This window comes from Mycobacterium farcinogenes (assembly GCF_019739075.1).
GTDB classification, from domain to species: domain Bacteria; phylum Actinomycetota; class Actinomycetes; order Mycobacteriales; family Mycobacteriaceae; genus Mycobacterium; species Mycobacterium senegalense.
Genome location: NZ_CP081673.1, coordinates 2,227,114 through 2,246,265, shown reverse-complemented (window position 1 = coordinate 2,246,265; position 19,152 = coordinate 2,227,114). Strand labels below are relative to the sequence as shown.

The 19,152-nt window shown below is 67.6% G+C and carries 20 protein-coding genes and 1 pseudogene; 6 read left to right on the top strand and 15 right to left on the bottom strand.

Annotated features, from left to right (window positions below; translation table 11 throughout):
* Nucleotides 1–14: 14 nt before the first annotated feature.
* Entirely contained in the window at nt 15–395 is a 381-nt protein-coding gene (locus tag K6L26_RS10650; protein WP_019344245.1) for a hypothetical protein, read from the top strand.
* On the top strand, nt 392–736 hold the full coding sequence (locus K6L26_RS10645) for a DUF3817 domain-containing protein (RefSeq protein ID WP_019344246.1): 345 nt from the start codon (nt 392–394) through the stop codon (nt 734–736). The genes K6L26_RS10650 and K6L26_RS10645 overlap by 4 nt, the downstream gene beginning before the upstream one ends.
* Before the next feature lie 13 nt (nt 737–749).
* Here the strand turns inward: K6L26_RS10645 and K6L26_RS10640 are convergent, their stop codons facing one another.
* Complete coding sequence (locus K6L26_RS10640) at nt 750–1,202, bottom strand: MarR family winged helix-turn-helix transcriptional regulator (RefSeq protein WP_064895572.1); 453 nt, start codon at nt 1,200–1,202, stop codon at nt 750–752.
* A 51-nt stretch (nt 1,203–1,253) separates the two neighbouring features.
* Here K6L26_RS10640 and K6L26_RS10635 point away from each other — a divergent pair, with 51 nt between their 5' ends.
* Nucleotides 1,254–2,480 carry a multidrug effflux MFS transporter gene (locus K6L26_RS10635; protein ID WP_076210546.1) on the top strand — a complete coding sequence of 409 codons (1,227 nt, stop codon included), beginning with the start codon at nt 1,254–1,256 and terminating at the stop codon, nt 2,478–2,480.
* 112 nt (nt 2,481–2,592) lie between these two features.
* Here the strand turns inward: K6L26_RS10635 and rdgB are convergent, their stop codons facing one another.
* The 11 genes and pseudogenes from rdgB to clpS all read right to left on the bottom strand — a co-directional run bounded on the left by rdgB (nt 2,593) and on the right by clpS (nt 9,954).
* The gene (gene rdgB / locus K6L26_RS10630; protein WP_036393110.1) at nt 2,593–3,198 is read right to left on the bottom strand and encodes an RdgB/HAM1 family non-canonical purine NTP pyrophosphatase; all 606 of its coding nucleotides are present in this window, start codon (nt 3,196–3,198) and stop codon (nt 2,593–2,595) included.
* Nucleotides 3,199–3,978: a ribonuclease PH gene (gene rph / locus K6L26_RS10625; protein ID WP_019344250.1), complete on the bottom strand. Its 780-nt coding sequence runs from the start codon at nt 3,976–3,978 to the stop codon at nt 3,199–3,201.
* A gap of 19 nt (nt 3,979–3,997) precedes the next feature.
* Nucleotides 3,998–4,765 carry a cyclic nucleotide-degrading phosphodiesterase gene (locus K6L26_RS10620; RefSeq protein WP_019344251.1) on the bottom strand — a complete coding sequence of 256 codons (768 nt, stop codon included), beginning with the start codon at nt 4,763–4,765 and terminating at the stop codon, nt 3,998–4,000.
* A gap of 64 nt (nt 4,766–4,829) precedes the next feature.
* Nucleotides 4,830–5,654: a glutamate racemase gene (gene murI, locus K6L26_RS10615; protein WP_019344252.1), complete on the bottom strand. Its 825-nt coding sequence runs from the start codon at nt 5,652–5,654 to the stop codon at nt 4,830–4,832.
* On the bottom strand, nt 5,651–6,310 hold the full coding sequence (locus K6L26_RS10610; RefSeq protein ID WP_221853103.1) for a rhomboid family intramembrane serine protease: 660 nt from the start codon (nt 6,308–6,310) through the stop codon (nt 5,651–5,653). The genes murI and K6L26_RS10610 overlap by 4 nt, the downstream gene beginning before the upstream one ends.
* Nucleotides 6,311–6,320: 10 nt before the next feature.
* Nucleotides 6,321–7,293, bottom strand: a pseudogene (locus tag K6L26_RS10605) (cysteine synthase).
* A 6-nt stretch (nt 7,294–7,299) separates the two neighbouring features.
* Complete coding sequence (locus K6L26_RS10600) at nt 7,300–7,575, bottom strand: MoaD/ThiS family protein (RefSeq protein WP_019344255.1); 276 nt, start codon at nt 7,573–7,575, stop codon at nt 7,300–7,302.
* Nucleotides 7,576–7,587: 12 nt separating this feature from the next.
* Nucleotides 7,588–8,004, bottom strand: coding sequence for a M67 family metallopeptidase (locus K6L26_RS10595; protein WP_019344256.1), 417 nt, complete (start codon nt 8,002–8,004; stop codon nt 7,588–7,590).
* 13 nt (nt 8,005–8,017) lie between these two features.
* Nucleotides 8,018–9,049 carry a P1 family peptidase gene (locus K6L26_RS10590; RefSeq protein WP_064895560.1) on the bottom strand — a complete coding sequence of 344 codons (1,032 nt, stop codon included), beginning with the start codon at nt 9,047–9,049 and terminating at the stop codon, nt 8,018–8,020.
* Nucleotides 9,050–9,054: 5 nt separating this feature from the next.
* The gene (locus K6L26_RS10585; RefSeq protein ID WP_019344258.1) at nt 9,055–9,633 is read right to left on the bottom strand and encodes an oxidative stress transcriptional regulator AosR; all 579 of its coding nucleotides are present in this window, start codon (nt 9,631–9,633) and stop codon (nt 9,055–9,057) included.
* A 6-nt stretch (nt 9,634–9,639) separates the two neighbouring features.
* Complete coding sequence (gene clpS, locus K6L26_RS10580; protein WP_036393102.1) at nt 9,640–9,954, bottom strand: ATP-dependent Clp protease adapter ClpS; 315 nt, start codon at nt 9,952–9,954, stop codon at nt 9,640–9,642.
* Between the two features lie 65 nt (nt 9,955–10,019).
* On the opposite strand from clpS, the gene K6L26_RS10575 reads away from it, so the two are divergent.
* From K6L26_RS10575 to K6L26_RS10565, 3 genes are all read left to right on the top strand, one after another.
* The gene (locus K6L26_RS10575; RefSeq protein WP_221853102.1) at nt 10,020–11,330 is read left to right on the top strand and encodes a nicotinate phosphoribosyltransferase; all 1,311 of its coding nucleotides are present in this window, start codon (nt 10,020–10,022) and stop codon (nt 11,328–11,330) included.
* On the top strand, nt 11,327–13,351 hold the full coding sequence (locus K6L26_RS10570; RefSeq protein WP_221853101.1) for an ATP-dependent DNA helicase: 2,025 nt from the start codon (nt 11,327–11,329) through the stop codon (nt 13,349–13,351). The genes K6L26_RS10575 and K6L26_RS10570 overlap by 4 nt, the downstream gene beginning before the upstream one ends.
* A gap of 92 nt (nt 13,352–13,443) precedes the next feature.
* Nucleotides 13,444–14,886, top strand: a complete 1,443-nt coding sequence (locus tag K6L26_RS10565) for a neutral zinc metallopeptidase (protein WP_221853100.1) — start codon at nt 13,444–13,446, stop codon at nt 14,884–14,886.
* Between the two features lie 11 nt (nt 14,887–14,897).
* Here the strand turns inward: K6L26_RS10565 and K6L26_RS10560 are convergent, their stop codons facing one another.
* From K6L26_RS10560 to K6L26_RS10550, 3 genes are all read right to left on the bottom strand, one after another.
* On the bottom strand, nt 14,898–15,623 hold the full coding sequence (locus K6L26_RS10560) for an MspA family porin (protein WP_019343283.1): 726 nt from the start codon (nt 15,621–15,623) through the stop codon (nt 14,898–14,900).
* Nucleotides 15,624–15,699: 76 nt separating this feature from the next.
* On the bottom strand, nt 15,700–16,548 hold the full coding sequence (locus K6L26_RS10555; RefSeq protein WP_221853099.1) for a Vgb family protein: 849 nt from the start codon (nt 16,546–16,548) through the stop codon (nt 15,700–15,702).
* A complete protein-coding gene (locus K6L26_RS10550) occupies nt 16,545–19,136 on the bottom strand; it encodes a glycosyltransferase family 1 protein (protein ID WP_036393090.1) in 2,592 nt (863 codons plus the stop codon). The genes K6L26_RS10555 and K6L26_RS10550 overlap by 4 nt, the downstream gene beginning before the upstream one ends.
* Nucleotides 19,137–19,152: the final 16 nt, after the last annotated feature.

Genomic DNA, 19,152 nt, shown 5'->3' with positions numbered 1-19,152 from the left:
CGTACCATGGACGAATGTCCACTACACGGCGTAGGAGACCAGCGCTCATCGCACTGGTCTGTCTTGGCGCCGCCGGATGCCTGGCGCTGGCGTGGTGGCAGTGGACGCGCTACGAGTCGGCCTCGGGGACGTTCCAGAATCTCGGTTATGCCCTGCAGTGGCCGATGTTCGCCGGGTTCTGCTTTTACGCCTATTACAAGTTCGTCCGGTACGAGGACGCTCCGCCGGAGCGGCCGAGCGGCGACGTCACCGAGATCCCGGCGGGCCTGTTGCCGGAACGCCCCAAGGCCGTGGCCGCGGATGCCGGCGACGAAGAACTGTCCGAGTACAACGCCTACCTTGCCGAGCTGGCCAAGTCCGACCAGTCCGAGAAGAAAGACAGGACCGATAGATGACCGAACCGCAGGCCGAGGTCAGCACCCCCAAGGAGACCATCCGTAAGGCCCTGTTGGGCTACCGCGTGTTGGCTTGGACCACCGGTATCTGGTTGATCGCGCTGTGCTACGAGATGGTCCTCAAGTACATCGTGCAGGTGGACAACCCGCCGAGCTGGATCGGCATCGTGCACGGCTGGGTCTACTTCATCTACCTGCTTTTCACCGCCAACCTGGCGGTGAAGATCCGCTGGCCCATCGGCAAGACCATCGGCGTCCTGCTGGCCGGCACGATCCCGCTGGTCGGCATCATCGTCGAGCACTTCAACACCCGCGACATCAAGGAACGCTTCGGCGTCTAGGGACCCCGGTCCCCTATCCCATCGACGCCAGGCGCCGAAGCAGCGGCCCGGCTTTGACCAGGGTCGCCACCTCCTCCTCGGTCATCTGAGCGAACTGCTCGCGGACGGCCTCGGTCCATGCGGCGTCGATCATCTTCTTGTGCTGTGCCGCCCTGGCCGTCAGGTGCAGCCGGATACAGCGACGGTCATGTTGGTCGGGTGCCCGGTCGATCAAACCGCGCTCAACCAGTTTCCGCACCGTGGTGCTTACGTTGCTGGGCTGCAGCGCCAACACCTGAGCGGTCTCGGAGACACTGATCCCCGGGTGGTCGCCCACCGTACGGATGACTTCGAACTCCGAATGCGGCAAGGGTTCCAGACCGACCTGCTTCTCACCGAACCGCCGCAGCGACCAGACCAGAGTGCGCAGGGCAGCCGCGGTGTCACGCACATCACGCGGTGCCGTGGGTACTCGAGGAGCCGTCATATCCGCTATATTACATATAACCTTATACATAAATCTTTGATCTAAGGCCTCATGACTACTCGAACCACAAATGCCGAGACGACGTCCCAGACACCCGCGCTGCCACTGAGCTGGCTGGGCGTGCTTGCCCTGCTGACCGCCGTGGCGCCGCTGTCGATCGACATGTACCTGCCGGCCTTCCCGGCAATGGCAGCCGAATTCGGCACATCGGCCTCGGCCGTTCAGTTCACCCTGACCTCGTTCATGGTGGGCTTGGCCAGCGGGCAGTTGGTCATCGGTCCGCTCTCGGATCGATTCGGCAGGCGCCCTCTCATGCTCGCCGGCACCTTCGTCTGCATCCTCGCCGGGGTGGCCTGCGCGTTGGCTCCGAACATCGCCGCACTGACGGCATTTCGATTCGTACAGGGATTCAGCGGCGCCGCCGGCGTGGTGCTGAGCCGAGCTGTGGTGGCCGATCGCGCACATGGCGCCGTGGCCGCCCGGGCGTTCAGCCTGATGATGATCATCAACGGTGCCGCACCGGTGCTGGCGCCGCTCATCGGAGGATCGCTGATGGGCCTGATCGGCTGGCGCGGCGTCTTCTGGATTCTCGCCGGGCTCGCCGTCGCGATGTTCCTCGGCGTCGTCGCCGTCCTCCCTGAGACCCATCCCCAAGACCGGCGCCATACCGGCGGCGTCGCCGCCATGCTGCGCGATGCGCGGTCGGTGCTGACGAATCGCGGCTACATCGGCTACACCTTGGCCTTTGCGTTCGGATTCACCGTGATGTTCGCCTACATCTCGGCTTCACCGTTCGTGCTCCAAAACGTGCTCGGCCTGTCCCCGCTGCACTATTCGTTCGCCTTCGCCGCGAACGCCGCGGGCATCGTGATCGTGAACGCCGTCAACGCAAGGATCGTCGGCCGTTTCGGCCAGCGCAGACTGCTGCACCTCGGGGTGGGCCTGCTCGTCCTGTTCTCGGTGCTGCTGGTGGTCGACGCCCTGATCGGCCCGGTCTTGTGGGCGTCATTGCTGCTGCTGTGGGGCGCGGTGGCAAGCCTCGGCCTGGTGGCGGCCAATGCGACATCGCTGGCGCTCGATCAGGTTCGCCATGCGGCCGGCACCGGTTCGGCGGTGTTGGGAGCCCTGCAGTTCGGTCTGGCGGCGGTGGTGTCGCCGATCGTCGGCCTCGGCGGTGACCACACCGCGTTGCCCATGGCCGTTGCCATGGTGATCAGTGCCGTCATCGCCGCGGGGGCACTCATGCTGACCCGCCGCTGCGTTGTCACTCTGGAGTGACGCCCGAGCTCGGCCGCCACTCCAGAGTGACAATCGCGGGCCCGCCGGCAATTTCATGCACGCCAGCGTGACGCTCGAGCTCGACAGGTGCGCTGGCGTGACAAAACGCAGGCTAGGACGCAGCCAATTCCCGCAGCGCAGGCACCAACAACGCCAGCGCCCGGCCGCGATGCGATGCCGCATCCTTCTCGGCTGGTGACAGCTGGGCGGCAGTGCGATCAGATCCGGCAGGCAGAAAGACCGGGTCGTAGCCGAACCCGCCGTCACCACGGGGTTCGCGGGTCACGCTGCCCGGCCACTCCCCTCGCACCACCGTCGAACCGGACGAAGAGACCAAAGCACACGCGGACACGAACGCCGCCCCGCGCCGTTCATCGGGCACGTCGGCCAGCTGCCCCAACAGCAGGGCAGTGTTGGCCGCGTCGTCGCCGTGCACACCGGACCACCGCGCGGAGAGCACGCCCGGCATCCCGTTCAGGGCATCTACCGAGATCCCGGAATCGTCTGCGACACAAGCCAATCCGGTAGCCCGAAAGCCGTCCGACGCTTTGGCCAGCGCGTTTTCCTCGAACGTCGCACCGGTCTCGGGCGCCTCGTCATAGGCCGCCACGTCGGCCAGCGACAACAACTCCAGGCCGACTACCCCGGCGGCATCCAGCACCCGGCGCAGCTCGGCCAGCTTCTTGGCGTTGCGGCTGGCCACCAGCAGTGCGGGCACTCAGCTACCGAACGCTTTCTTGGGGGCCGGCCCCTCGGGCAGCACCCCTGGATACGGCAGTTCCAAAGCCTCGCGTTGGATCACGAACAACTGCTCGCAGGCGCCGAGCGCGGCATCGAGCATCTTGTCCAACGTGGACCGCGGGAAGGTCGCACCCTCGCCGGTGCCCTGGATCTCCACCAGGGTGCCGGTGTCGGTGGCGACGACGTTCATGTCCACTTCGGCGCGAGAATCCTCCACGTAGGGCAGGTCGACGCGAACGCGTCCGTCGACCACGCCGACCGACACCGCGGCGATCGCGCAGGACAGCGGGCGCGGGTCGGAAAGCCGTCCGGCCGCGGCCAGATACGTCACCGCGTCGGACAGCGCCACATAGGCGCCGGTGATGGCGGCGGTCCGGGTACCGCCGTCGGCCTGCAGCACGTCGCAGTCGATGGCAATGGTGTTCTCCCCCAGTGCGCCGAGGTCGATGCACGCCCGCAACGAGCGTCCGACCAGCCGGCTGATCTCCTGGGTGCGGCCGCCGACGCGGCCCTTCACCGATTCGCGGTCCGAGCGGTCATGGGTGGCGGCCGGCAGCATGGCGTATTCGGCGGTCAGCCAGCCCTGCCCGGAGCCCTTACGCCAGCGCGGCACGCCTTCGGTGACCGACGCGGTGCACATGACGCGGGTCTGGCCGAACTCCACCAGCACCGAGCCGGCGGGGTGCGTTGTGAATCCGCGGGTGATGGTTACCGGACGCAGCTCGTCGTCGAGACGGCCGTCTTCTCGCTTGGACACCCGGCCAACCCTAGCGGAGTCAGCCGCGGGTGACGTCGAACGTCTCGCCGCACACCACGGCGTGTACCGGGCCGTCGAACTCGGCCTTGGCTTCGCTGATGACGTCCTCGCGCGACGTCCACGGTGGAATGTGGGTCAACAGCAGCTCACCGACGCCGGCTGCCGCAGCGGCACGCCCCGCCTCGGTGCCGGACAGGTGCAGCTTGGGCGGACGCGACGGATCGTGCGTCCAGGACGCCTCGCACAGGAAGACATCGGCCCCGCGGGCCAGCTCGACCAAGGCGTCGCAGTATCCGGTGTCCCCGCTGTAGACCAACGTCGCGCCGGATGGATCGGTGAACCGCATGCCGTAGGACTCGGTGGGGTGGCACACCAGGCGCGGCGTGATGCTGAGGGTACCCATCTGTATCGCCGAGCCGTCTTCCCAGTGCCGCACCTCGAAGATGTCGGTGAAATCGTCGATCTCGCCACCCTCGGGTGACGACGCCGCACCGAGCCGCGACCACGTGTTGGCCGGCCCGTACATCAGGCCGCGCTCGGTCGCCGGGATCGGGTGGTACCGGCGCCACACGAACAACCCCGGCAGATCCAGGCAGTGGTCGGCGTGCAGATGTGACAGCAACACGTTGACCGAATTCGGGTCGGCGTAGCGCTGCAACGCACCAAGGACGCCACCACCGAAGTCGACAACCATCGGAATCGTGTCTGGTGCGGTGACGAGATAGCCAGAGGCTGCCGAATCCGGGCCGACAACGCTGCCGGAGCATCCCAGGATGGTCAATCGCACAGTGTCTAGCTTGCCATGCCCGATGTGCGCGTTGCCAAGACATCGCCGCTTTGGGCGACGGAGATCATTTTCCGACCCCTGCATGACGGCGCACCTGCCGCGCCCCGTCCAGGCCCGGACCCAAAAACCGGGTGGCGAGTGTGGTGAACGCCTCAGGATCGCCGGTGGCCTCGAACACCCGTCGGGCCGGACCGGATTCATGCGGTTTCAGCAAATCGAGTTCGGTGAGCACCCTCAGGAGATCCTTGGCCGTCTCCTCCGCCGAGGACACCAGGGTGACGTTGTCGCCCATGGCCAACTGGATGAGGCCCGACAACATCGGATAGTGCGTGCAACCCAGAACCAGGGTGTCCACCTCGGCGCGCTGCAGGGGCTCCAGATATCCCTCGGCCAGACCGAGCACCTGACGGCCGCTGGTGACACCGCGTTCGACGAAGTCGACAAAGCGCGGACAAGCCACCCCGAACACCTCGGTGTCCCGTGCGGCGGCGAACGCGTCCTGATAAGCGCCCGAGGCGATGGTGGCCGCGGTGCCGATCACGCCGATGCGGCCGTTGCGGGTCGCGGCCACCGCGCGTCGCACCGCGGGCAGGATCACCTCGACCACCGGCACCGGAGAGTAGCGCTCACGCGCGTCACGCAAGCAGGCCGACGACGCGGTGTTGCAGGCGATCACCAGAGCCTTGACGCCACGGGCCACCAGATCGTCGCCGATGGACAGCGAGTGGGCCCGGATCTCGGGGATGGTCAGCGGTCCGTACGGACCGTTGCCGGTGTCGCCGACGTAGATGATGTCCTCGTCGGGCAGTTGGTCGATGATGGCGCGGGCGACGGTCAGCCCGCCCACCCCGGAGTCGAAGATGCCGACGGGTGCGAGTCGGTCGTTCATGAGGTGAGCTGGTTGGGACGCTTGCGCGCTTCCCGCGCCTTGCGTTCCGGGCCGGACAGCAGGTACGCCGCGATGAGGCCGGCGATGGCCCCGCTCAGGTGACCCTGCCAGGACACCCCCGCATTGCCGGGCAGCACTCCGAACAGCACGCCGCCGTACACGAACAGCACGACGACGCCGATGACGATCTCCCACGCATTGCGAGTGAAGAAGCCGAACACGATCAGGAAGGCCAACCAGCCGAAGATCAGACCCGATGCGCCGATGTGAGTGCTGGTGCATTGCACGGTCACGTACGGGCAATGCAGACCGATATTGCCGATCACCCAGGTGCCGAACCCGCCGAGAATCCAGATGATCGCGGTGGCGGCGATGAACCGCCCCATCCCGGCCAGCGTCATGAGAAATCCGAGCACCAACGCGGGCACGGTGTTGGCGATCAGGTGCGCCCAGCCGCCGTGCAGCAGCGGCGCCCAGAGGATGCCCCACAGCCCGTCGGTCTGCAGGGGCCGGATGCCGTCCTGGTCGAGCCGGTGACCCATGGCGGTGTCGACGATCTCGATCACCCACAGCAGCACCACGAAGCTGATGATCGTCAGGCCGCCGACCAGCCATGCGGGTCGTTTCTTCGGCGCGGTCGAAGGGAGGTTGGTCATGCCTGCCCGCTCACGCCCATAGCTGCCCTTCCAACGCATCCTCTGCGTCATCAAGGCTACCGGCGTAGGCACCGGTGGACAGATACTTCCAGCCGGCGTCGGCGACCACGAACGCGATGTCGGCGCGCTCACCGGTCTTGATCGCCTTGGCCCCCATGCCCAGCGCCGCGTGCAGCACCGCGCCGGTGGAGATGCCGGCGAAGATCCCTTCGCGGGTCACCAGGTCCCGGGTGCGTTTGACCGCGTCATACGAGCCCACCGAGAACCGGGTGGTCAGCACGTCCGGGTCATACAGCTCGGGGATGAACCCTTCGTCGATGTTGCGCAGTGCGTACACACCTTCGCCGTAGCGCGGTTCGGCCGCCACGATCTGCACACCGGGCACGTGCTCGCGCAGGAAGCGTCCCGTGCCCATCAGGGTGCCGGTGGTGCCGAGGCCCGCGACGAAGTGGGTGATCTCGGGCAGGTCGGCCAGCAGCTCCGGGCCGGTGCCGTAATAGTGCGCGTCCGAGTTGGCCTGGTTGCCGTACTGGTAGAGCATCACCCACGACGGGTTCTGGGCCGCAAGCTCTTTCGCGGTGGCGACCGCGGTATTGGAACCGCCCTCGGCCGGGCTGAAGATGATCTTCGCACCATAGAGCTCGAAGAATCTGGCGTCGTTCGACGGAGGTGTTCTCGGGCATCACGCAGATCATGTTGTAGCCCTTGAGCATTGCGGCCATGGCCAGCGAGATCCCGGTGTTGCCGCTCGTCGGCTCCAGGATCGTGGCGCCCGGGCTCAACAGGCCGTCCCGCTCGGCCTGTTCGATCATGCGCAGCGCGGGGCGGTCTTTGATCGAGCCGGTGGGGTTGCGGTCCTCGAGCTTGGCCCACAACCGCACATGTGGCCCGTCCGGACCGTCCTCCCACCGAGGCGACAGGTGCTGCAGCCCGACCAGCGGCGTGTTGCCGAGGGCCTGCAGCAGCGAGTCGTATCTGGTCATGGAGCGTCAGGCTCCGCCCGCGACGGCAGGCAGGATCGTCACCGAGTCGCCGTCGGCGATCGCGGTGTCCAGTCCACCGGAGAAGCGCACGTCCTCGTCGTTGACATAGATGTTGACGAAGCGGTGCAGCTTGCCGTTATCCACGAGCCGGTCCGAGATGCCCGAGTAGTTGGCCTCCAGGTCGGCGATCACCGCCTGCAGGGTGTCGCCGGAAGCACTGACGCGCTTCTGCCCGTCGGTGTGCGGACGCAGGATGGTCGGGATCGAAACGGTGACTGCCATGTCAAAAGCTCCTTAGCTGTACTGCTCAACGATAGTGACGGGTTCTTCGGTGACGACGCCGTCGAGAATCCGGTAGCTGCGCAGCTCGTGCTCCTGCGGGTCCCGCGTGGAGACGAGCACATAGTGCGCGTCCGGTTCGGAGGCGTAAGAGATGTCCGTGCGGCTCGGGTAGGCCTCGGTCGCGGTGTGCGAGTGGTAGATGACCACCGGCACCTCATCCGAGTCATCCATCGCGCGCCACACTTTGAGCTGCTCCCCCGAGTCGAACCGGTAGAAGGTCGGGGAACGTTCGGCGTTGACCATCTGAATGAAGCGCTCGGGCCGGTCAGAGCCCTCTGGCCCGGCGATCACCCCACACGCCTCGTCGGGGTGGTCGGCGCGGGCATGCGCCACCATCGCCTCGACGAGATCCCGGCGGATCACCAGCACTTGATCACTCCCATCAGCTTTCCTTCACTGCGAACGCTCCCGGCAACATGTCCCGGTAGGTCGGTATTCCGGCCACCGGCTCGGCGGCCAGCAACCCGACCATGACGGCGCGGGCCAGGACATCAGCCGCGGCCGCCCCGACCCGGGTCACCAGCGCCGTTTCCGGCGACATCGCCACCGGGGTGTTTTCGTCCGGCTCGACGGTCACCGCGCCGGTCGCCAGCGCAAACACCGTATCGCCATCCAGCGGGGTGTGACACGGGGAGATGGTCCTGGCCAGCCCGTCGTGCGCGGCGACGGCCACCCGGCGGCACCCGGCTGGGCTGAGCTCGGCGTCGGTGGCGACCACCGCGATGGTGGTGTTCAGCGGCCCCAGCTCCCGGTGACGGTCGGCGTAGGCGGCGAGCTGGTCAGCCGGTGGCGTGACGAGCCCGAACTCCTCTATCAGCGATGCCATCCAGGGCAGTCCGGTGGCCGGGTCTGCCACGTCGCCGGCCGCGTTGAGCACTACCAGGGCACCAACGGTCACCCCGCAGTCCAGGGTCACCGAGGCCGTGCCGACACCCCCCTTGAGCACTCCGGCGCGCGCGCCGACCCCGCCGCCGACAGTGCCCAACGCGAACTCGGTGGACGCCGCCGCGGCAGCTGTGTAGCCGAACTCGGCCGTCGGCCGGTTGGCCCAGCCACCCACGGGCAGGTCGAAGATCACCGCGGCAGGCACGATCGGCACCACGCCGCCGTCCATCGCCACTCCGCGGCCCTGCTCCTCAAGCCAGGTCATCACCCCGTCGGCGGCGGCCAGCCCGTACGCGCTGCCGCCGGTCAGCACGACGGCGTCGACGTGGCGCACGGTGTTGATCGGGTCGAGCAGATCCGTCTCGCGGGTGCCGGGCGCTCCGCCACGGCCGTCGACAGCGCCGACGGTGCCCGGCGGGGCCAGCACCACGGTCGATCCCGTCGCCCACCCCGAACCCAGGGTCGCGTCCGGGTCGATGCGGTGGTGGTGGCCGACGAGGATGCCGCCGACGTCGGTGATCGAACCCATCAGACCTATCTCCCCATGAGGCCGAGGACGAGGTACTCCTGCAGCACGGTCAGCCACTGGTAGACGTCGACGTGCCCGGCCATCGGATGTTCGGTGGGCAACTGCTCGGGCCCCTGTGGTCCGATGTCGAGCATGGTGCCCAACGCCAACCGGATGTCGTTGACGGCAGCCGCCCATGCCTCGGCATCCTGTTCGGTCAGCTCGAACTTGCCGCCGCCACTCGGGATGGTGTCCAACAAGCGTTGGGCCGCTTCACGTTTGGCATCGATGATGGCGGGCTCGTGTAACCCGCGCAGCGCACTGTTGAGACTCTCGGCGGTGCCCGAACCTGCCGGGTGCTCGGTCTGCGGCCGGTAGAAATCCGGCAGCAGCCGCTTCATGGTGGCGTCCTCGGGCGGCTGCGGGTTGCCGGTCTTCATGCCGGTGATCATCTCGAGTTCGTCTGTGGGCCCGGAAGATCCGCGTTCGTCGAGCATGCCGAGCATCGAGGTGCCCAGGCTGGACAGCAGTGCGGCCTCGTGGGCTTCCAGCGCCGACCGCAACCGCAGGCCGTCGGCGGTCTCGACCCGTTTCCATTTCCGCACAGTCGTTCAGCGGTCCTGTTGCATGGTCGCCCACAAGCCTGCGGCGTGCAGTTTGGACACGTCGGTCTCCATCGACTCACGGCTGCCTGCCGACACCACGGCCTTGCCTTCGTTGTGCACCTGCAGCATGAGTTTGGTGGCGTGCGGCTCGCTGTATCCGAACAGCTTCTGGAAAACGTAGGTGACATAGGTCATCAGGTTGACCGGATCGTCCCAGACGATGGTCACCCACGGACTTTCGGTGGCTGAATCTTCCCGGGGCGACCCACCCACACTGCGCTCTTCGCGGGTCCCCGGTCGGGCCTTCGCCGGTGTAACCATGGGCCCACAATACCGGCAGGGGTGCCGCCCTATTGAAGCAGCCGCGAACAGCTACGGTTGCTGGTGTGACCGTCGCGTTGCTCACCGACAAATACGAGCTGACGATGCTTGCCGCCGCGTTACGTGACGGCACGGCGCACCGCCGCACCACGTTCGAGGTCTTCGCCCGCCGGCTGCCCGAAGGGCGCCGTTATGGTGTGGTCGCGGGCACCGGGCGGTTTGTGGAAGCGTTGGCGGAGTTCACCTTCGCAGCCCACGAACTCGCTGCGCTCGCGGAGTTCCTGGACTCGGAGACATTGGATTTCCTGTCGAACTACCGGTTCAGCGGCGACATCGACGGCTACGCCGAGGGCGAGCTCTACTTCCCGGGTTCCCCGGTGCTGTCGGTACACGGCAGTTTCGCCGAATGCGTGGTGCTGGAGACCCTGGTGTTGTCAATCCTCAACCACGACACGGCGATCGCGTCGGCGGCAGCCCGGATGGCCAGCGCAGCGGCGGGCCGGCCGATGATCGAGATGGGCTCACGGCGCACCCACGAGTTGGCCGCCGTGGCCGCGGCCCGCGCCGCCTACCTGGCCGGCTTCACCGGATCGTCGAACCTGGCCGCCCAGCAGCGTTACGGTGTGCCCGCCCTGGGCACCGCGGCACACGCCTACACCCTGCTGCACACCACCGAGTCCGGCCCCGACGAGCAGGCCGCCTTCCGCGGGCAGGTCGCGGCACTGGGCGTCGACACCACGCTGCTGGTGGATACCTACGACATCACCGCCGGCGTGGCCAACGCGATCGCGGCGGCCGGCCCGCAGTTGGGCGCGGTGCGCATCGATTCCGGGGATCTGGGTGTGCTGGCCCGTCAGGTGCGCCAGCAACTCGACGACCTCGGTGCCCCGAACACGCAGATCGTGGTCTCCGGCGATCTCGACGAGTTCGCGATCGCCGCCCTGCGCGCCGAGCCCGTCGACAGCTACGGGGTAGGCACCTCGGTGGTCACCGGATCGGGCGCACCGACCGCGGGCATGGTCTACAAGCTGGTGGAAGTCGACGGGATGCCGGTGGCCAAGCGCAGCAGTCACAAGGAGTCCCACGGCGGCCGCAAGCAGGCGGTCCGCCTCGCCAAGGCTTCGGGCACGATCGTCGAGGAGGTGGTCTACCCCTACGGCCAGGAGCTGCCGGAGACCTCGGGACTCACCACCCGCCGGCTTACCGTGCCGCTGGTGACCGGCGGCGTCCCGGTCGAAGGGCACCACCCCGCCGCCAACCTGGCCACCGCGCGGGCGCGGGTCGCTTCAGGGCTGCACAGCCTGCCGTGGGACGGGCTGAAGCTGTCCCGCGGCGAGCCGGCCATCCCCACCCGGGTCGTGCCGCCCAAACCATGACGACCAAATCGAAGCCATCCCGCGAGGTGGCCAACGTGGTGACCAATCTGCTCAAGATCGCGGTGAAAGGGCTCGGCGGTGCCAGCCGTCCGGGCCAGGTGGAGATGGCCGAGGCAGTCGCCCACGCCTTCGAGTCCGGTGAACATCTGGCCGTGCAGGCCGGGACCGGCACCGGCAAGTCGCTGGCCTACCTGGTGCCGTCGATCGCCCGTGCCCTGCAGACCGAGCAACCTGTGGTGGTCTCGACGGCCACCATTGCGCTGCAACGTCAACTCGTGGATCGCGATCTGCCCCGGCTGGTGAACTCACTGGCCGATGCGCTGCCCCGCAAACCCACGTTCGCGTTGCTGAAGGGGCGGGGAAACTATCTGTGCCTCAACAAAATTCACAACGGCGCAGCCGAGGAGCCCGCCGATCGCCCGCAGGACGAACTGTTCTCACCCATGGCGCTCAGCGCCATGGGCCGCGATGTGCAGCGGCTGACCGAATGGTCCTCGGACACCGAGACCGGTGATCGCGACGAGCTGACTCCCGGTGTGCCCGACCGGTCCTGGTCTCAGGTGAGCGTGTCGGCCCGCGAGTGCATCGGGGTGTCGCGCTGCCAGTTCGGGACCGACTGCTTCGCCGAGCGGGCGCGGGAGAAGGCCGGTGCCGCCGACGTCGTCGTCACCAATCACGCGCTGCTGGCCATCGACGCGCTCTCCGACTTCTCCGTATTACCCGAGTACGAGCTGCTGGTCGTCGACGAGGCCCACGAACTGGCCGACCGGGTCACCGGGGTGGCCACCGCCGAACTGTCGGCTACGTCCATGGCGGTCGCGCACCGCAGGATGGCGCGATTGGTGGATGACGAACTCGCGCAACGCTTCGAGGCCGCCGTCGCGACACTCTCCTCGCTGCTGCACGAACTCGACGCCGGCCGCATCGACGTGCTCGACGAGGAGCTGGGCGTCTACCTGACCGCTTTGCGTGACGCCGCCAACGCGGCGCGCACCGCGATCGACACCACCCCCAGCGACCCACAGGCGGCCTCGGCCCGCACCGAGGCCGTCACCGCACTCAACGATGTCAGCGACACCGCCACCCGAATCCTGACCTCATTCGTCCCGCCGATCCCCGACCGCGTCGATGTGGTGTGGGTGGCGCGGGAAGAAAGCGCGAACGCCACCCGGGTGATCCTGAGGGTGGCTCCGATGTCGGTGTCAGGCCTGCTGCGCACCAGACTGTTCGCCAACACCACGGCGGTGTTGACCTCGGCGACGCTGACCCTTGGCGGCAACTTCGATGCCATGGCGCGCAATTGGGGGCTGGGCGGCTTCTCCGACGCCGACGCCGGCGCGCCCGCCAAACCGGGCTGGCGCGGTCTCGACGTGGGCTCACCGTTCGACCACGCCAAATCCGCAATCCTGTACGTGGCCAAGCATTTACCGCCGCCCGGCCGCGACGGCACCGATGCCCGCACCCTGGACGAGATCGAGGGGCTGATCACCGCGGCCGGCGGGCGCACCCTCGGCTTGTTCTCGTCGATGCGCGCGGCCAAGGCCGCCGCGGAGGTCATGCGCGAGCGGCTGTCCACCCCGGTGCTCTGTCAAGGTGAAGACACGACTTCGGCTTTGGTGCAACAGTTTTCCGACGATCCCGAGACGTCGCTGTTCGGCACCCTGTCGCTGTGGCAGGGCGTGGACGTTCCGGGGCCGTCCCTGTCGTTGGTGCTGATCGACCGCATTCCGTTCCCACGCCCGGACGATCCGTTGTTGACCGCACGGCAACGGGCGATCAGCACGCACGGTGGCAACGGCTTCATGGCCATCGCCGCCAATCACGCCGCACTCCTGCTGGCCCAGGGCACCGGCCGCCTGTTGCGCCACACCGACGATCGCGGGGTGATCGCGGTGCTGGACTCCCGGCTGGCCACCGCCCGCTACGGCGGATACCTGCGTTCGTCACTGCCGCCGTTCTGGTCCACCACCGACGCTGACCGGGTGCGTCAGTCATTGAAGCGGCTTCGGGGCGCGGGCTGACAATCGACCCCGGCGCCCGCCCGAGTTAACTAGTGTGTGCGGCATAACCGCGCGGACAGTCAGCCGCCAGAGTGCACCGGAAGGCAGCGATGATGAGCCGACGCACCCTGATCGGCATCGTCTTGACGGTGTTCGCGGCGTTGCCGCTCGCGGCATGCTCGTCGATGGTCGACGGTACGGCGGTGTCGGTGTTCGCCGATCCCTTCTCCGTCGCCGGCATGCCCGCCACCGATGGCTCCAGCGGGCTGCGGCCCAATGCCCAGCCGCCCTCACGCCAGGTCGCCAACACCGACGGCGGCAAGGCCGACAATCTGGCGGCCAGTGCCGTCAGTGATCTCGAGGAGTTCTGGTCGGAGGCCTACTCCGAGGCGTTCGACGGCCAGTTCCAACCGGTACGCGCGCTGATCTCGTGGGACGCCGAGAGTTTCGACGGACGGTTCTGCGGGATGGACACGTACGGTCTGGTCAACGCCGCGTTCTGCAAACCGGATCGGACCATCGGCTGGGACCGGGGTGTGCTGATACCCGGCCTGCGTCAGCAGAACGGCGACATGGGCGCCGTCATGGTGCTCGCCCATGAGTACGGGCATGCCATCCAGCAGCAGGCCGGACTGATCAACCGCACTACACCGACGTTGGTGGCCGAACAGCAGGCCGACTGTCTGGCAGGCACTTACCTGCGATGGGTGGCCCAGGGCGATTCCCCGCGGTTCACACTCAGCACCGCCGACGGCCTCAACAAGCTGCTGGCCGCGGTGATCGCGTTCCGGGATCCGCTGCTCACCGAAGCCGAGGCCCAGGTCGGCATCGACGAGCACGGGTCAGCGTTCGAACGGATCTCGGCGTTCCAGTTCGGCTTCACCGACGGCCCGGCGGCCTGTGCCGCCATCGACGTCAAGGAGATCAATCAGCGGCGCGGTGAGCTTCCGGTCCTGCTGCCCGAGGACCAAAGTGGCGACCTCGACATCACCGAGCGCTGGGTGCGCTCGATGGTGGATGCGCTCAACATCGTCTTCAAACCCGCCGATCCCCCGCGGCTCGACTTCCGGCCCGACGCGGCGGTGGATTGTCCGAGTGCCCGGCCCAGCCCGCCGGCGTCCTACTGCCCCGACACCAACACCATCGTGATCGACCTGGCCGAAATGCAGGCCCTGGCAGCGCCGTCCGAGGAAGTCGACGTCGGCGACCTGGCCGGCGGTGACAACACCGCCTTCTCCGTGCTGATCTCGCGCTACATGCTGGCCCTGCAGCACGCCCGCGGCCTGGTGCTCGACAATGCCGAGGCGGCGTTGCGCACGGCCTGCCTGACCGGGGTGGCCACGGCCAAGATGATCAAACCGGTGCACCTGCCCAACGGGGACACCATCCTGTTGACCGCAGGTGACGTCGACGAGGCGGTGTCGGGCATCCTGACCAACGGGTTGGCGGCCAGTGACGTCAACGGCGAGTCGGTGCCCTCGGGCTTCGCGCGCATCGACGCCTTCCGGGTCGGCATCCTCGGTGACGAGCAGCGCTGCCTCAAGCGATTCACCTGAGAGCCGCCGGCTCAGACCACCTTCGTGGTGCCGTACCAGGCCAGCACCGCCTCGGACTCATCGGTCGACCGGGTCAGCACGGCGTAGGACCGGATGAACGACTGGCCGACACAACCGTCGATCTTCACCCGGAAGTTGCTGATCATCACCCAGGGTTCGGTGCCCTTGAATTCCTTCTCGGTGACCGGGATGAGGTTGATGATGCCCGGTTTGAGACCGATCGTGATACCGCCGCCGATGTTGGCGCCGACGCCCGGCAGGATGCCCTCCGGCCAGGGTGAGATCGCGTCGGTACCGAGCACACCGATCGACCCGTTGAGGCCTGCGGTGCCGGTCAGCGCGACGCCGTTGGAGGTGCTCATGTCGATACCGCAACCGATCTGGTAGCCGGCCTCCAGCGTCCCACGCAGATCGTCACCGCCGCCCGGGCCGGTCATCGAACCGCGGTAGGTGCCGCCGACCACGTATTCGCGGGACGAGATCGCGGTGGTCAACGGTGGCACCGCGGCCCGTGTCTCGTCACTGGCCGACACGGTCAGGTGCCAGCCATCGGGGGTCGTGAGGTGGGCCGGTGGGGTGGACTCGACGAGGTCGGCGGCCGGCTCGCCCGGGACGGGCACCGCATCGGCGACGACCTCGACTTCGGGAGCGACGACGGGGTCGGCCCAGGCCGGTGTCGCCGATGCCGCGCAAGCCACCGATACGGCGGCGAGCAGTCCGAACGAGCGAATCAACACAGGCGGCCTCCCGTTACGGTTTCCCGCGGAAACGTATCGCCTATCTACTTACCCGACCGCCCCGGCGGCAGCGCACTCAGGTGGGCATTTTCAGGACGAACCCACACTCGAGCGCCACCCAGCAGGCGCCGTCGGGACCGATCGCCAAGCCGTGCGGTTCGCTACCAGGTGGCAAGTCGATGGTCACCACGTCCCCGTCGCCGCTGATCCGGGCGATCTGATCGGCACCCCACAGGCTGACCCACACCCCGTCGGTCGGGTCGGCGACCACCGCATGCGGTTTGCCGGGCAGGTCCAGCTCCTGGATGGCGTCGTCGACCGGGATCCGGCCGATCTTGTCCGCACGGATCTCGGTGAACCACACCGCATCGTCATGAGTGGCCGCGATCCCGACGGGACCGGCTGCAGCAGTAGGCAATTCGCGCAACTTGAGCGTCCCGTCGACGGCCAGCCGGCCAACCGCGCCGGCCTCGTTGAGGGTGAACCACAGCGCGTCGTCAGGTCCCCTGGTGATCATCGACGGCATTCCGCCCACGGTGGCCGCAGCGGTGATCTCACCGTCGGTATCGATCCTGCCGATCTCACCCGATGACATCATGGTGAACCACAACGCACCGTCGGGTCCGGTGGCGATCCCGAAAGGAGCACTGCCACTGGGCAATTCGAAGGAGGTCAGCTCACCCGCCGTGGTGATCCGGCCGATGCGATCATCACCGGCCCGGGTGAACCACAGTGCCCCGTCCGGACCGGCCGCGATGATCGACGGGCGCGAGCCCTCCCCGACCGGATAAGTGCGGACGTCCCCGGTGACCGAAACCCGTGCGACGGCACCGCCGTGCACCAGGGTCACCCACATCGCGCCGTCACTTCCGGCAGCCAGCGCGTACGGTCCGCCGTCGAGCTGAACTTTGAGCGCCTTACTCAAGCCAGCGCCACCAGGCCGAGTTCGTTGTCGGCGGTCAGCAGCCGGTGGTGCGGCAGCACCCGGACGGTGTAGCCGACCGGCCCGGCCACCGGAAGCGGTGTCGAGGCCGAGAACACCTCGGTCCCGCCATCGGCCGAACCGGTGTGCGCCATCGGCACAGTCACCGGGTTCAGGATCACGTCACTGGCGTCCACCCGGCCCAGCACAGCCTGCACCGTGACCTCGTCGGGGCGCAGGCCGGCCAATTGCACCGTGGCGGTCAGCGTCAGCGAAGACCCCAGCAGTGGTGTGTCCGGCAGGCCGTAGCTGTCCACGTCGGTGATCTGGATCTTCGGCCAGGCATCTTCTGCCCGACGGCGGTAATCGGCCAATTCCCGGGCCGCGCCGAACGGCTCCCCGGACGTGGCCTCGACGGTCTCGCGCAGCGACCGTGCCGCCGGCAGGTAGTACTTCTCGGTGTAATCCCGCACCATGCGCGAGGCCAGCACCTTCGGCCCGAGCACCTGCAGCGTGTGGCGCACCATCTCGACCCAGCGAGTCGGCACCCCGTGCTCGTCGCGGTCGTAGAACTTCGGTGTGACGGCGTGTTCGAGGAGGTCATAGAGTGCGGCGGCTTCGAGGTCGTCGCGCCGTGACTCGTCGTCGACGCCGTCGGCGGTCGGGATCTCCCATCCGTTCTCGCCGTCGTACCACTCGTCCCACCAACCGTCCCGGATCGAGAGGTTCAGCCCGCCGTTGAGCGCACTCTTCATCCCCGACGTGCCGCAGGCCTCCAAAGGCCGCAGCGGATTGTTGAGCCACACGTCGCAGCCCCAGTACAGCAAGCGCGCCATCGACATGTCGTAGTCCGGCAGGAACGCGATGCGGTGCCGCACCTCCGGCCGGTCAGCGAACCGCACGATCTGCTGGATGAGCGCCTTACCGCCGTCGTCGGCCGGGTGCGACTTACCCGCCACGATCAACTGCACCGGCCGCTTCTCGTCGAGGAGCAGTTTCTCCAGCCGCTCCGGGTCACGCAGCATCAGCGTCAGCCGCTTGTACGTCGGCACCCGTCGCGCGAACCCGACGGTCAGCACCGATGGATCGAAAGCTGTTGCGATCCAGCCCAGTTCAGCTTCGGAAGCACCCCGCTCGAGCCAGGAGCGACGCAAGCGGTCACGCACGTCGGCGATCAGCGTCTCCCGCAGCTGCGAGCGGATCCACCACATGTGCCCCGGTTCGACCTCCTGCAACCGCTCCCACACCGCCGGCTCGGCGGCCTCCGAACCGATCAGCTCCCGACCCAGGGCCAGCCACTGCGGCGCCGCCCAGGTGGGCGCGTGCACCCCGTTGGTGATCGATCCGATCGGCACCTCGGCCCGGTCGAATCCCGGCCACAGCTCGTTGAACATGGCCCGGCTGACGCGGCCGTGCAGCAACGACACCCCGTTGGCCCGTTGCGCCAGCCGCAGACCCATGTGCGCCATGTTGAACTTCGAGGGGTCGTCCTCGGCGCCGAACGCGACCACCCGCTCCAGCGGCACACCGGGCAACAAACGGCTGTCGGCCGGCCCGCCCGGTGGGCTGCCGAAGTAACGCCTGATCATCTCGACCGGGAACCGGTCGATGCCGGCCGGGACCGGGGTGTGGGTGGTGAACACCGTCGACGACCGCACCACGGTCAGTGCGGTGTCGAAGTCCAGCCCGGCAGCGACCAATTCGCGGATGCGTTCCACGCCGAGGAAGCCGGCGTGGCCCTCGTTCATGTGGAATACCTCAGGGGCGGGCAAGTTCTCGATCTCGGTGAACGCCCGGATCGCGCGCACGCCGCCGATGCCGGCCAGGATCTCCTGTTTGATGCGATGTTCCTGATCGCCGCCATAGAGCCGGTCGGTGACACCACGCAGTTCGTGCTCGTTCTCCGGCACATCGGAATCGAGGAGCAACAGCGGGATCCTGCCCACCTGCGCGACCCACACCCGGGCCCGCAGCTCACGGGCGTCGGGCAGCGCCAGCGTTACCAGCACCGGTTCCCCTGCGGCATCGGTGAGCAGTCGCAACGGCAACCCCTGCGGGTCCAGCGACGGGTAGGTCTCATGCTGCCAACCATCAGCGGTCAGCGACTGCCGGAAGTAACCCGAGCGGTAGTACAGACCCACGGCGATCAACGGCAGGCCGAGATCCGACGCGGATTTCAGGTGGTCACCGGCCAGGATGCCCAGGCCACCCGAATAGTTGGGCAATACCTCGGCAACACCGAACTCCATCGAGAAATACGCGATGCCCTTCGGCATCTCGACTCCGTCGGTGACCTGCTGCTGGTACCACAGCGGGCGGCTCAGATAGTTGTCCAGATCGGCGGCCAACTCATCGAGCCGGCCCAGGAACGATTGGTCACCGGCGAGTTCGTCGAGCCGTTGCGGGGTGACCGCGCCCAGCAGCGCCACCGGGTCACCCTTGGTCTGCTCCCACAGCTCGGCATCGACGACAGCAAACAAGTCCTGGGTCGGTTTGTGCCACGACCAGCGCAGGTTGATCGACAGCCGTTCCAGCGCCGCCAACCGCTCGGGAAGGTGCGCGCGGACGGTGAACCTTCTGAGGGCTTTCACGCGAACCAACCTTACT